The sequence below is a fragment of the Bartonella sp. OC68QHHN genome, assembly GCF_042193875.1.
Lineage (GTDB): Bacteria > Pseudomonadota > Alphaproteobacteria > Rhizobiales > Rhizobiaceae > Bartonella > Bartonella grahamii_A.
This window is the reverse complement of record NZ_JBHIME010000019.1, coordinates 42338-56389: the sequence shown is the minus strand read 5'-3', so window position 1 is coordinate 56389 and position 14052 is coordinate 42338. Positions and strand designations below refer to the sequence as shown.

The window sequence follows — 14052 nt, the reverse complement described above, 5'->3', positions numbered from 1 at the left end:
GTGAAATGAGCGAAATGCTTTTTAAAAAGTCGCTCTTATTTCCTAGAGAGTCTTTCTGCTACCTTTTCACGCCCTAAAAGCTGTAAAATTTTTCCCATTTCAGGTCCATGATCCAAGCCTGTAAGTGCCTGACGTAATGGCATAAATAAAGCTTTTCCTTTTCGACCTGTTTTTTCTTTTAATGCTGTTGTCCAAATTTTCCAACTTTCCTCATTCAAAGCTCCTTCAGGTAAGAAATCGAGTGATTGACGCACAAAAGCACGATCCTCAAGCGCTACTGTATCAAAGCTCTGTTTATCATGAATAATTTTCCACCACAAAACAGCATCATTTACTTTATCAATATTGCTTCTTATTGCGTTCCAAAAACACCCCGCCTTTTCTCCATCAATAGAAAGACTTTTAAGTCGCATTTGAACTTCTTCATAGGTTAACTCATGGACTAGATGACTATTCAAAGCAAGAAGATCAGCAATATCAAATTTTGCAACAGATCTTGACGTATCTTTGAGATTAAAATGCTCTAAAAGCGCTGCTTGATTTGGATAGGGATGCACATTTTGCGATGTCCCAATCAAAACGGCAAGGCATTGAACAGCTATAGATTCAAATCCTTCTTCTCGTAGAGAGCGAATAGAAAGATCATTATTACGTTTTGAAAATCCTTTTCCTAAAACTGTCGCCAATAAATTGATATGACCAAAAACCGGTAATTCTGCATTAAGAGCTTTAAAAAGAGCAAGTTGAGCACCTGTATTTGTAATATGATCATCCCCACGAATAATATGCGTAATAGCCATATCTACATCATCAACAACAGACGGCAATGTATAAAGATAGCTTCCATCTTCACGAATAAGAACAGGATCTGAAAGAGAAGCCAAATCAATCGTCTGCTTTCCCTTTACTGCATCATTCCAGCAAACTTCTGTTCGCTTTGTTTGTAGAGGATCATTTTTAAAATTAGGAAGAAGAAAACGCCAATGTGGTTTACGACCTTGTGATTCAAAGTTTTTTTTCTCTTCTGCCGTCAATTTTAATGCTGCACGGTTATAAATAGGAGGCAATTTGCGTGAAAGCTGGATTTTACGACGCCGCTCTAATTCTTCTGCAGTTTCATAACAGGGATAAAGAAACCCGCGTTGTTTAAGAATTTCCGCAACTTCATCATATCGATTAAATCGCTTAGATTGGTAATAAATTGCATCTGGTTGAATACCAAGCCATTCAAGGTCAGCAGCAATAGCATCGATATATTCTTGTTTAGAACGTTCAACATCTGTATCATCATAGCGTAAAATAAATTCTCCCTTATACGCTTGCGCATAAAGCCAATTGAAAAGCGCAATACGGATATTGCCAATATGAATATAACCTGTTGGAGAGGGAGCAAAACGAACTTTAACCATAAAATAATACTCAATTTTTATCGCGAAAATGATTGACTATGGGATAGCGACGATCGCGTCCGAAATTCTTGTAACTAATTTTTACACCGGGTGCAGATTGTCGTCTTTTATATTCGGCACCATAAAGAAGCTGTTCAACTTTCTCAACAGTTTCCCGTGAATACCCACGTTTAATAATATCACAAATACTCATGTCATTTTCTACAAGAGATTGCAAGATATCATCTAGAATAGGATAAGGTAGAAGAGAATCTTCATCTTTTTGATTTTCCCGCAGCTCTGCAGAAGGTGCTTTTTCTATAATATTGGATGGAATGACAATTCCTTTTGGTCCTCTCAAATTGTGCAAGTGATTTTTATTACGCCACTCAGCTAATGCATAAACCTGCATTTTATAAATATCTTTAAGAGGATTAAACCCGCCATTCATATCACCATACAGTGTCGCATATCCCACAGCCATTTCTGATTTATTGCCTGTCGTTACCACCATTGAACCAAATTTATTTGAAAGAGCCATTAAAAGTGTACCGCGTATACGACTTTGAAGATTTTCTTCTGTTATATCAGAGGGTAACCCTAAAAAAATAGGTGCCATTGTCTTTAAAAAAACTTTAACAGCTTGCTCAATCGATATGATTTCATAACGACATCCTAGAAGTTGTGCACATTTTTTAGCATCTTTTAATGATTCTTGCGAAGTATAATGATAGGGCATCATAATGGTGCGAACCCTCTCAGCACCAAGAGCATCCACCGCCATTGCCGTACACAGGGCTGAATCAATTCCTCCTGAAAGACCAAGAATAACATCCTTAAAGCGATTTTTATTGACGTAATCTCTCAAACCTAAAACACAAGCTTGATAATCGGCCGCTAATCCATTGAGAAGACTTTCATTAGGACCTGAAATACAGTGCCATCCCGTCGTTGTTTTTTGCCAATGGCTTAAAGCAATATGGCTATCAAAGTGTTTCATTTGAAATATCCTTTTCCCTTGTCCATTCAAGGCAAAAGACCCACCATCAAAAACGAGCTCATCTTGACCACCAACTTGATTAGCATAAATAATTGGTACCCCAGATCGTAAAGCTTGCATATGAACAACGTCTATACGTCTTAAAGTTTTATTCCGATAGTAGGGAGATCCGTTAAGGACAAGAATAATTTCCGCTCCTTTATCTTTAAGCTCTGTACTAAGAGAGAAATCATTCCAAAGATCCTCACAGATGACTATTCCTAATTTGATCTCATGATAAACAATAGGCTCAGGACGTGGACCTGAAGAAAATAAACGCTTTTCATCAAATTCAGCATAATTAGGTAAATCAAACTTCAAACGTTCAGCAATGACTCTCCCTTCATCAAGAAGCATGACACCGTTGTAAATATTGCCATTGCGTCTTAATGGAAGACCAATGACAATTCCTGGTCCGCCTACGGTTATCTTTGCTAATTTCTCAACAGTCTCTTCACATGTTTTTGTAAAAGCAGGTTTTAGAACAAGATCTTCCGGCGGATAAGCGCTTATAAAAAGTTCTGTGAATAAAACAAGATCAGCGCCCTCTTCTTTGGCCTTTTGATGTGCCATGACAGCTAAAGAAAAATTTCCCTCAATATCACCGACAATAGGATTTAATTGGGCAATTGATATCCGAAAATCATTTTTCATAAGCCTTTGTATCATTTCATCAGTTTAGCAACCACAACTTTATTCTTCATCATCGGAAATATCACTTTTTTAAAAATTCTCTTCTACCATGATGACCTAAAAATATATTAGGCAAATGTTTGCCTACCCACCAGCAGCAACTGCTAACGAGTCAGTCACCCGATTTTTTTTAAGGAGTTCAGCAACAAGAAAAGCCAATTCTAACGCTTGATCTGCATTTAACCTTGGATCACATTGCGTATGATAACGATCAGATAAATCGTCTACAGAAATGGCATGCGCCCCTCCTGTACATTCAGTAACATCACGACCTGTCATCTCAATATGAATGCCTCCCGGATAAGTTCCCTCTCCACGATGCACTGCAAAAAAATTCTCTACTTCTTTTAAAACATAATCAAAGGGACGCGTCTTATAACCATTGGCAGTAATTGTATTGCCATGCATTGGATCACATGACCATATAACCGCACGCTTCTCGCGTTCAACGGCACGGATGAGTTTAGGCAGATAACTTTCAACTTTATCATAACCAAAGCGCGTAATGAGAGTAAGTCGCCCCAGCTCGTTTTCAGGATTTAAAATATCAATTAATTTTAAAAGCTCATCAGATGCAATGGAAGGACCACATTTTAATCCTATAGGATTTTTAATGCCGCGACAATATTCAACGTGAGCATGGTCAATCTGACGTGTACGGTCACCAATCCATAACATATGACCGGATGTTGCATACCAATTTCCTGAAGTTGAATCAATCCGAGTCAAAGCCTCTTCATAACCAAGCAAAAGTGCTTCATGACTGGTATAAAAAGATGTTTCACGCAATGAAGAATGTGTTTTGGATGTAATCCCTATAGAACGCATAAAATCAATTGCTTCAGAAATACGCTCTGCCAATAATTCATAACGTTCCCCCTGCGGACTGTTAGAAACAAAACTCAACATCCATGTGTGTACATTTTCTAAATTAGCATAGCCACCTTGTGAAAAGGCACGCAATAGATTAAGTGTTGCGGCAGATTGGCGATAAGCCATAGACATCCGTTGCGGATCTGGAATACGAGAATCGGCTTCAAACTCAATGCCATTAATAATATCCCCCCGATAAGCAGGAAATTCAACTCCCTCTTTGCTTTCGATATCAGAAGAGCGGGGCTTTGCAAATTGACCAGCAATACGACCAATTTTAACAACCGGTTTAGAACTACCAAAGGTTAAAACAATCGCCATTTGCAAAAATACACGAAAAAAATCACGGATATTATCAGCCTCATGTTCTGCAAAGCTTTCGGCACAATCACCACCTTGCAATAAAAAAGCCTGTCCCTGTGCAACGGCTGCTAATTCATTTTTTAAATCACGTGCTTCACCGGCAAAAACTAAAGGAGGATAGCTTCTCAGTTTTCGTTCAACATCTTCTAACATAGACTTATCCGGATAAGTCGGAACTTGTTTAATTGGCCTTGTTCTCCAAGAGTCAGGTGCCCATTCTTTTATCATTACACTCTCTCTAAAGATTAATCTTACAGATTGGCATATCAAAAATTTTTTACCACAATATATGCTGTTTAACTTTCTATTTTCTTCCCATTTTCATATATATAACTTGGTTTATACATCGTTACCAATTCTTCTGCCATCGTTGGATGCACTGCCATCGTTTCATCAAAGATATCCTTCGTCAGCTTACCCTTGAGAGATATCCCTATAAGCTGTGCCATCTCACCAGCGTTTTCTCCTAAAATATGAGCGCCCACAACAATACGGCTTTCAGCATCAACAATGAGTTTCATAAGCATTTTTTCTGAACTACCAGAAAGAACATTACGCATAGGACGAAAAACTGTACGATAAATTTCAAGACGCTTATAACAGCGTACCGCATCTTCTTCTGAAAGACCAACTGTTCCAATCTCTGGTTGAGAAAAAACTGCCGTCGTAATTAAATCATAATCAGGTGTCGTGGGAATATTTTCAAACGCAGTCTTAACGAAACACATTGCATCATGAATCGCAACAGGTGTTAATTGAATATGACCTGTTACATCACCAACAGCCCAAATATGGGGTATGTTTGTTGTCATTCTTTCATCAACAATAACTGCACCGAATTCATCCACTTGAACACCTGCCCGCTCAAGTCTTAAACCCGTTGTATTTGGTACACGCCCCGTAGCCAACATAATCTGATCGGCACTGATTATTTTCTCATTTGATAAAACAACTTCATAACAATTTTCTGCAACCTGCACTTTAGAAATTGTTACGCCATAGAGAATAGAAATCCCCTTTTCAATCATTGCATCGCTGAGCAATTGCCGCAAATCATGATCAAAATCACGAAGAATTAAATCACCCCGATGGAGTAGTGTTGTTTTTACACCCAACTCATGAAAAATATTAGCAAATTCAACACCAATATACCCTCCACCAACAATAACTATTGATTTTGGGAGTTGATCAAGGTCAAAAATCTCATTAGAAGTAAGGCAAAATCCACCGCCTTCTATGGAAGTATTTGGTGCAAATTTTGCCCCTGTCGCAATCAAAATTTTTTCTGCACTTACCCGCTCACCCGTAGCAGAAAGCTCTAATGTGTGATCATCTATAAAAGTAGCACGACTTTCATAAATATGCACATTGTTATTTTCTAATCCCTTACGATACAGCCCTTCTAACCTTGATATTTCTTTATTTTTAGCTGCAACCAACTGTTCCCAGCTAAAAATTGGATCCGCATATTTCCACCCAAAACCAGCACTTTTCTTAAATTCTTTTACATATTGTGATGCATAAACATAAAGTTTTTTGGGAACGCAACCACGAATAACACAAGTGCCCCCTATACGATATTCCTCTGCTATAGCGACTCGCTTGCCAAGCCCCCCAGCAAGCCGTGCTGCACGCACTCCACCAGAACCACTTCCAATAACAAATAAATCAAAGTCAAAAGAGCCCACAAATTATTCCTTCTTATATATCTGCAAGAATAGGCTAAGATCATTTATTATCAAATGAAAGTCTTTTTTTCTTTTGAAGAAGCATTTTTTTATAAAGCCGTATTCCAGAAAGACCTACTCTCATTAAAATATTAAAAACGGCGGGAAAATCGCCGCTATTTAAAAAATCAGAAATTGCCCATTGGTTGTTATGATATCAATCAAGCTATTTTTTATTTTCTGAAGATTCTGATTTTATAGGCATATTTGTAGGCATAGTAGAATTATTCAAATTAAGTGTTTCAGACATCTCTTTTTTCACATTTTCTACAAGATCCTGCGTAAAAGCAGTACGCCATATATCAAATGCTGAATAAGAATCACGTGCGATATTGGGGACTTCTGTCAAAAACTTTTTACCTGTATCAGAATTATAAAATGTTGTTATTGCATCAAGCTCTTTTTGAGTAAAATATTTTGCATACACATGAGCAATCTCTTTTTCTAGATCAGAGCGCCTTTTAATTAAAGCAAGCGCGTGCTTATCAACAATATCAGAAATAGCCGCTGCCAAATTCGGATCATCCCTCATCAGTGCAGTTTTAAGATCATCTACCGCATTTGGTAAAAAACTATCGAACTGATCCGTTGCATGAATAGCTCTGATTGCCTTTCGCGCTGAATCTAAATGTTGATCACTCACACCTTGTGCACAAACCATTCCAATATTCACAACAAAAACGGCAACTACACCTAAATATACGACAAAACGCTGAAAAGAAAATATTGTTTTCATTTAATGATTACCCCGATAATTAATTATAATTCAAATGCGTTATTTATTCAAAGTTTCAATACTCTTTGATTTATTGTATTGTGCTAACATATCGTCATGAAACTGTCTTCTCTAAAAATCAAAAGATTCTAAAACTTTTATTTGACCATCAGCCATAGCGACAATTGCACGTGAAGCCAACCCCAAAAAAAGTCCATGCTCAACAACACCAGGAATGGCAAGAAGTGCATCCGATAATGGTTTTGGTTGCAAAATGCAGCCCCAAAATGCATCAAGAATAAAATGGCCACCATCTGTTTCAAAAGGATTTTTTCCATTCATTCGCAATGCAATTTCTCCAGAAAGCCCTAAATCATCAGCGACTTTTTCGATGGCTCTACATGTTGTATGGATACCAAATGGATTAACTTCAATTGGTAGTGCAAAAGCACCAAGTCTTTTTACCACCTTTGTTTCATCAGCTATGACAAACATTGCACGAGATGCCGATGCTACAATTTTTTCATACAACAATGCTCCCCCTCCCCCTTTAATAAGCATCATCTCAGGACCAATTTCATCTGCTCCGTCAATATCAAGATCCAGTTCAGGTATTTGTTCTAGAGTGCTAACAGGCACTCCAAACTTACGACAGAGTTGTTCAGAATATCGTGAAGTAGCAACACCAGTCACACGCAAACCATCTGCAACACGCTCACCAAGAAGACGAATAAATTCATTGACTGTCGAACCAGATCCGATACCAAGCCGCATATCATCTTCAATAAATTCAAGCGCTTTAATAGCTGCCATTTTTTTTAACTGCTGAACATTCATGAATGACTTTGCCTTTTATCCGTATAAGCAGCATTTATCACCCCTATCACCACCGATAATAATGATAATAAAAGATAACCTCTTGACACAATCTATTTAAATTTACCATCATCTTTTGCTTGGAAAGATGTTACTCGTTATAGAAATATATGATACGAATAAAATAGAATAATCAACAATTATCTTTTTTATTTCTTTGAGAAAATTTGTTAGTATTTTTCTTATTCAATAAGAATTTTTGATTTATCTTTTGCTATCAATAGGATGTACAAAGATGCACATATCAATTTTTTTGAAAAATTTAAAATGAACAGATATAAATAATCATCTATTTCTAGAAAACTGTAGATTATTATCTCGTTTCAATGACATTGATAGACTTACCAATTTAAATACCGCAAAATATTACCAGAAAAGCCTTCTATTATTTTTTGTTTTGTCATTATCCAAATGTGAAGCAAAATATGATAGATTGTATATTTTTATGAATGCTGTCTGTGCATATTCCATGGTCTATGAAACCCTAGCGAAGACCAAATAATATCTCCACCTTTGGTCATCATAACGCTTCCTCGTGATAACAATTGTTGAGGCGTAAATATTATTTTTGCCTTTTTGTGACATGTTGGATTACGCATTATAAATGTCTGAATGAGAATATCTGCCTCTACACATTGATCTGTTTCTCTCTGTAAAACAATCACTTTTAGTCCATTCTCTAATAATGACGTACATACATGATAATCACAAATAAATTGTCCGTGCAACGAAGGACCATATTTTGTTGGTTTAATCGTTTCATTCACACGAAATGACTTTTTCCATATAGATGTCGTGAACTTAGAAATATGGTAACGATCAATATATAATTTTTTATCATGGATAACGCCCACGAGACGCATATTATCTGCTATAATCAGTTGTATAGGTGAATGCATTACACAAATAGAAATACCAGCCAAAATAAACAAACTAAAAAAAAGCCGGATGAGTGTTTTGCAAAAAGTCAGTCCAACCAAGCCTATACTCAATAAAACCAACGCAGATAACGGCATAAAACCAGGATTTAAATCAGGAGAAATAGCCTTGATAGCGTGCGCAATCTTTATCACAAGATCAACACCAAACCCCATAATTTGAAGGGGGAGCCATTCAAATCCTCCTAACATTGCGAGGACTGCAATTAATCCAGAAGGAATGACAAAAATTGAGATGACAGGCAAAGCAAAAGCATTACTGAGAATGCTCAAAAATGCCGTATTAGAAAAATGATAAGCAGCATAAATTCCACTTGCACTCCCTGCCACAAGGGAAGACGCACATGTTGAAAGCATCGATAAGAAAGCAAAATTTATCACTCCTCCTCCAACATAAGAGGGAGTTGTTTTTCTTTTACGAAAAAATGACCTTCCACTCCACCAATCAAAAAAAGCGATCAAAGCAGCCGTCGCAGAAAAGGACATTTGAAAGCTAGGACCTAATATTTCATGGGGTGTCATCGCCAGAGTTATCAACCCTGCAATAGAAAAATTACGCATTGTTATAGCAGAGCGATTACACAATATAGCAACCAACATAACAGCAATCATCACAAAACTTCTTTGCGCTGATATTGCTAAGCCCGACAATAACAAATAAAAAGCTGTTATCATAAACGCAACGATAGCAGCAAATTTTTTACTGGAATAATAGGAAGAAAAAACTGGAAAAAATGCTAAAAAACTACGGATACTCAAAAGAACTATGCCGCTTAACAACGCCATATGTAAACCTGATATTGATAAAATATGGGCTAATCCAGCCGTACGTAATGCTTCATTTGTCTCATTTGAAATGCCAGCACGCTGCCCTGTTATGAGAGCAGCAGCAACACTCCCCTTTTCTCCTTCAAGGGCTATACGGATTCTTTGTGTCATCTTCGTGCGTAAATTTTCAATTTTCTGTAGAATGATAGTGAATATTCCATCAGGCTGCGAAACCGATATTTTTCTTGGTTTTCCTAAATAAACGCCTTGTGCCCCAATTCTTTTAAAATAATTATGAAAACTAAAATCGTAGCCTCCTGGACGCACCGGCCCAGAAAATGCACGAATCTTAACTTTCCCATATAGGCCATCACCAATCGCTAAGCCAGATGGCAAATATCTTGCCGATAAACGAATACGATGAAGACTATGGCATAATATGGGCTTTTCTGTACTCAAAATATCCAAAACTAAACGAAATCCCCCTTTGGCGCCTGACTCAATAGAAACAATTCTTCCCGTCAAGGTGGTGACAATGTCACTGCTTAACATGGGTGTTGCAATACGCCACGTTTCTATTTTTGCCGCCAAAGCACCCAATATAATACAAAATAAAAATCCCATAGGAATCCATATTTTTCGATAAAAACGTACAACATAGAATATTCCTAGAAAAATACTGACCAACGCCCCCAATTGTCCCCAACTTGGCTCGCACTCTAAATGAAAATAAAAAATGATTCCTAGGGCAAAAAAGACTAAAATCAGCGAAAAAAGGATACCAAAAGAAACTTCTTTATTGATACAATCTTCTAACCATTTACGAAAACGAATGATTGCTTCTTTTAAGAGTGTCAATAAAAAAAGTTTTTGTTGATCATAACTGCCATTCTTTGCATCATCATATCTAGAAAAAACATTCTTCCCTATTTGACATGGCTTTTTTCTTTCTGTAACAGATTTTTCGGATAAACCCTCTTTAACTTTACTTTGATAAAACATCCGTCCCCCCCACTTTAACTCGCAATACGGCTATTGCATACCCCGTCACCTATGCTAACATAACTTTTCTATAAAGTTCCATAAGTAATATCTTAGTTTAAAGGAAAATATTCGTGTCTGTTATTACTCGTTTTGCCCCTTCACCCACTGGCTTCCTTCATATTGGTGGCGCTCGTACTGCTCTTTTTAATTGGCTTTATGCAAAACATACCGGTGGAAAAATGCTTTTACGAATTGAAGATACAGACCGAGAGCGCTCAACAGAAGCAGCTGTAAAAGCTATTATAGATGGCTTGCACTGGATGGGGCTTAGTTATGATGGCGTCCCTATTTCGCAATTTGAACGTGCTGAACGTCACCGCCAAATCGCCGAACAGTTGGTCAAAAACGGCAAAGCATATTATTGTTATGCTTCACCTGAGGAGTTAGCTGAAATGCGTGAAAAATCCCGTGCAGAAGGGCGCCCACCACGTTATGATGGACGATGGCGGGACCGTGATCGTTCTGAAGCTCCTAAAGGTGTTAAGCCTGTTATTCGCATCAAAGCCCCTGAAGATGGAGAAACGATTGTACATGATTGTGTTCAAGGTGATGTTCGTTTTCCTAATAAAGATCTCGATGACTTTATTATTTTGCGTTCTGATGGTTCGCCTACCTATATGCATGCTGTTGTCGTTGATGATCATGATATGGGCATAACACATATTATACGTGGTGATGATCATCTTACTAATGCAGCCCGACAAATGATCATCTTTAAAGCAATGGGATGGGACATTCCTGTTATGGCACATATTCCTCTTATCCATGGTGAAAACGGTGCAAAATTATCAAAACGACATGGTGCACTCGGTGTTGACGCCTACCGAACAATGGGATATCTTCCTGCTGCTTTGCGCAATTACCTTGTCCGTTTAGGTTGGAGTCATGGTGATGACGAACTGATGTCACTTAAAGATATGATTTCTTGGTTTGACATTGAGGATATTAACAAAGGTGCTGCTCGTTTTGATCTCAAAAAGCTCGATTCCATCAACGGACACTATATGCGCATGAGTAATGATCAAGAACTTTTTGATGCCGCTCTTAATATTCTACCAGAAACTGATAAGGGAGCACAACTTATTGAAAGACTTGATGAAAAACGCCGTGTTCAATTTTTAAAAGCAATCCCGCATTTGAAAGAACGTTCAAAAACACTGTGCGAACTGATTGACAATGCCTCCTTCATTTTTACGCAACGACCTTTACAACTTGATGAAAAAGCACAAATGCTCTTAGATAAAAATGGACGAACCATTTTAAACGATCTTTATCTTGCCCTGAAAGCTTGCCCCTCTTGGGATACAAAAAAACTAGATGAAACACTTCGCTCTTGTATACAAACACAGAATCTCAAATTTGGATCTATCGCCCAACCACTTCGCGCAGCTCTTACAGGATGTGCAACATCACCAGGTGTTTTGGATGTTCTTATTTTATTAGGACGCGATGAATCCCTTCATCGCATCAAAGACCAACTTATCACAACAATATGCTTATGATGGTACTGAGTATATTTCCTCAAATAGGGATCTATACAGATATCTCAACCCACCCTAAAAGAGTTTTTTGTGTTATATCATTGAAATACATTTTTTATTGAGTAATAATGATCAATAAGGAAATATTTTTAGATTGCATGTACTCACTGTTAGAGGCAATCTACCCTTAATATAAGTAAAAAAAGCTTCAGTTATACATCCCCCACTCTGATGAAGCAGAGTCTTAATTTTTAGAAGTGAAGGATCTGAAAGGAATACCGAATGTCTGAGAATAACGCATATATTATTGTGAATGATAAAAAAGTAGAGCTTCCCTTGCGTAAAGGCACGAGTGGACCTGAAGTCATTGAAATTGCTTCTCTCTACAAAAAAACCGATATTTTTACTTATGATCCTGGTTTTACTTCAACAGCTTCTTGTGAATCAAAAATTACTTATATCGATGGTGATAAAGGCATATTGCTTTATCGTGGTTATCCTATTGATCAATTGGCTGAAAAAGGAGACTTTCTTGAAAGTTGTTATCTTTTACTTTACGGTGAACTCCCAACACAGCAAGAAAAAAATGAATTTGATCGATGTATTATGCAGCATACCATGGTACACGAACAGTTTGCACGCTTCTTCCATGGCTTCCGTCGTGATTCTCATCCTATGGCCGTCATGGTTGCCTGCCTTGGTGCTATGTCTGCGTTCTATCACGACTCTATCGATATTACAGATCCTCACCAGAGAATGATTGCTTCTGTTCGTCTTATCTCAAAAGTTCCAACGCTTGCTGCGATGGCCTATAAATACAGTATCGGACAAGCATTTGTTTATCCACGTAATGATCTTAGTTATGCTGCAAATTTCCTCCGTATGTGCTTTGCTGTTCCTTGTGAAGAATATAAAACAAGCCCTGTGCTTGCTCGGGCGATGGATCAAATCTTTATCCTTCATGCAGATCATGAACAAAATGCTTCTACATCTACGGTACGTCTTGCTGGATCCTCGGGTGCTAATCCGTTTGCCTGTATCGCAGCAGGCGTTGCATGCCTTTGGGGACCAGCACATGGTGGGGCCAATGAAGCATGTCTAAAAATGCTACAAGAAATAGGTTCTATTAAAAGAATTCCTGAATTTATTGCACGTGCAAAAGATAAAAATGATCCTTTCCGCCTTATGGGCTTTGGGCACCGTGTCTATAAAAATTATGATCCACGTGCAAAAATCATGCAAAAAACCTGTCACGAAGTTTTAAAAGAACTCAACATTCAAGATGACCCGCTTCTTGATATTGCAATAGAACTTGAAAAAATTGCCTTAAGTGATGAATATTTTATTGAAAAAAAGCTTTATCCCAATGTTGATTTCTATTCCGGCATTACATTAAAAGCTCTAGGTTTTCCAACTGAAATGTTTACTGTTCTTTTTGCATTGGCGCGCAGTGTCGGGTGGGTGGCACAATGGAAAGAAATGATTGAAGACCCTGCACAAAAAATTGGTCGTCCTCGACAACTCTACACAGGCTATGCTATGCGTGACTATGTTCCTATGGATGAACGTGCAAATTAAAAAAATCAATAAGGCTTCAATTTACTGAAGCTTTATTGAGAATAATCAAAGAACATCCTTTACGAATTTTTATAAAACGTGATTTTAAAGCTCTTTCTACAGAGGTAACATCATCATAAAAATTTACTAAAAAAATTCTAAGTTTTAGCTCTGTAAATAAATTGAGAATACTCTTCTGCAAATTAGCCAAACATTTAGCAAAAAGAAATTGAAAATTTTACCTTATAATTCTCATTATCTTTAATGGAAGAGTATTCCCTATCATTCCCTCATGTTTAAAAGCCTTATTACATATTAAAATCTAGCAATGTCAGAATTTTACTTTCTATCTTCTCCAGATAAAATTGCAAAAGGCTTACATTAAGTGCTTCTTTAAGATGCCAAAACCTTCTTATCCCTCTTCAAGTAGATTAGAATAAAAATACTTTACATTTTTTCCTGTTAAGAGCTGAAATTTTCCTTGTACTTAAGTTAATAGCTTTTCTATTAAAAATAACTTATTGATTTTTAAATAAAATTATTAAATAATCATCATATAATCAACAAGAGGTGTACTTCTTTCCTGTATT

At 37.2% G+C, this 14052-nt stretch carries 9 protein-coding genes; 2 read left to right on the top strand and 7 right to left on the bottom strand.

Annotated elements, in window-relative coordinates:
• Positions 1 to 35 precede the first annotated feature (35 nt).
• From gltX (ACFIJ0_RS02030) to ACFIJ0_RS02000, 7 genes are all read right to left on the bottom strand, one after another.
• Positions 36 to 1409: a glutamate--tRNA ligase gene (gltX, locus tag ACFIJ0_RS02030; protein WP_375622687.1), complete on the bottom strand. Its 1374-nt coding sequence runs from the start codon at positions 1407 to 1409 to the stop codon at positions 36 to 38.
• A 10-nt stretch (positions 1410 to 1419) separates the two neighbouring features.
• Positions 1420 to 3081 carry an NAD+ synthase gene (locus ACFIJ0_RS02025; RefSeq protein WP_375622689.1) on the bottom strand — a complete coding sequence of 554 codons (1662 nt, stop codon included), beginning with the start codon at positions 3079 to 3081 and terminating at the stop codon, positions 1420 to 1422.
• 123 nt (positions 3082 to 3204) lie between these two features.
• Positions 3205 to 4584 carry a class II 3-deoxy-7-phosphoheptulonate synthase gene (locus ACFIJ0_RS02020; protein WP_375622691.1) on the bottom strand — a complete coding sequence of 460 codons (1380 nt, stop codon included), beginning with the start codon at positions 4582 to 4584 and terminating at the stop codon, positions 3205 to 3207.
• 68 nt (positions 4585 to 4652) lie between these two features.
• Complete coding sequence (gene gor / locus ACFIJ0_RS02015) at positions 4653 to 6044, bottom strand: glutathione-disulfide reductase (RefSeq protein ID WP_375622693.1); 1392 nt, start codon at positions 6042 to 6044, stop codon at positions 4653 to 4655.
• 205 nt (positions 6045 to 6249) lie between these two features.
• The gene (locus ACFIJ0_RS02010; protein ID WP_375622695.1) at positions 6250 to 6819 is read right to left on the bottom strand and encodes a DUF2059 domain-containing protein; all 570 of its coding nucleotides are present in this window, start codon (positions 6817 to 6819) and stop codon (positions 6250 to 6252) included.
• Between the two features lie 111 nt (positions 6820 to 6930).
• Complete coding sequence (gene rpiA / locus ACFIJ0_RS02005; RefSeq protein WP_375622697.1) at positions 6931 to 7635, bottom strand: ribose-5-phosphate isomerase RpiA; 705 nt, start codon at positions 7633 to 7635, stop codon at positions 6931 to 6933.
• 482 nt (positions 7636 to 8117) lie between these two features.
• Positions 8118 to 10382, bottom strand: a complete 2265-nt coding sequence (locus tag ACFIJ0_RS02000) for a ComEC/Rec2 family competence protein (RefSeq protein WP_375622699.1) — start codon at positions 10380 to 10382, stop codon at positions 8118 to 8120.
• A gap of 113 nt (positions 10383 to 10495) precedes the next feature.
• Here ACFIJ0_RS02000 and gltX (ACFIJ0_RS01995) point away from each other — a divergent pair, with 113 nt between their 5' ends.
• A complete protein-coding gene (gene gltX / locus ACFIJ0_RS01995) occupies positions 10496 to 11926 on the top strand; it encodes a glutamate--tRNA ligase (protein ID WP_375622701.1) in 1431 nt (476 codons plus the stop codon).
• Positions 11927 to 12187: 261 nt separating this feature from the next.
• Positions 12188 to 13483 carry a citrate synthase gene (gene gltA, locus ACFIJ0_RS01990; RefSeq protein WP_375622703.1) on the top strand — a complete coding sequence of 432 codons (1296 nt, stop codon included), beginning with the start codon at positions 12188 to 12190 and terminating at the stop codon, positions 13481 to 13483.
• Positions 13484 to 14052: the final 569 nt, after the last annotated feature.

Bases quoted from the DNA above. Each gene is read 5' to 3' on its own strand.
- gltX (WP_375622687.1), bottom strand. From the start codon at position 1,409: ATGGTTAAAGTTCGTTTTGCTCCCTCTCCAACAGGTTATATTCATATT.
- ACFIJ0_RS02025 (WP_375622689.1), bottom strand. From the start codon at position 3,081: ATGAAAAATGATTTTCGGATATCAATTGCCCAATTAAATCCTATTGTC.
- ACFIJ0_RS02020 (WP_375622691.1), bottom strand. From the start codon at position 4,584: ATGATAAAAGAATGGGCACCTGACTCTTGGAGAACAAGGCCAATTAAA.
- ACFIJ0_RS02010 (WP_375622695.1), bottom strand. From the start codon at position 6,819: ATGAAAACAATATTTTCTTTTCAGCGTTTTGTCGTATATTTAGGTGTA.
- rpiA (WP_375622697.1), bottom strand. From the start codon at position 7,635: ATGAATGTTCAGCAGTTAAAAAAAATGGCAGCTATTAAAGCGCTTGAA.
- ACFIJ0_RS02000 (WP_375622699.1), bottom strand. From the start codon at position 10,382: ATGTTTTATCAAAGTAAAGTTAAAGAGGGTTTATCCGAAAAATCTGTT.
- gltA (WP_375622703.1), top strand. From the start codon at position 12,188: ATGTCTGAGAATAACGCATATATTATTGTGAATGATAAAAAAGTAGAG.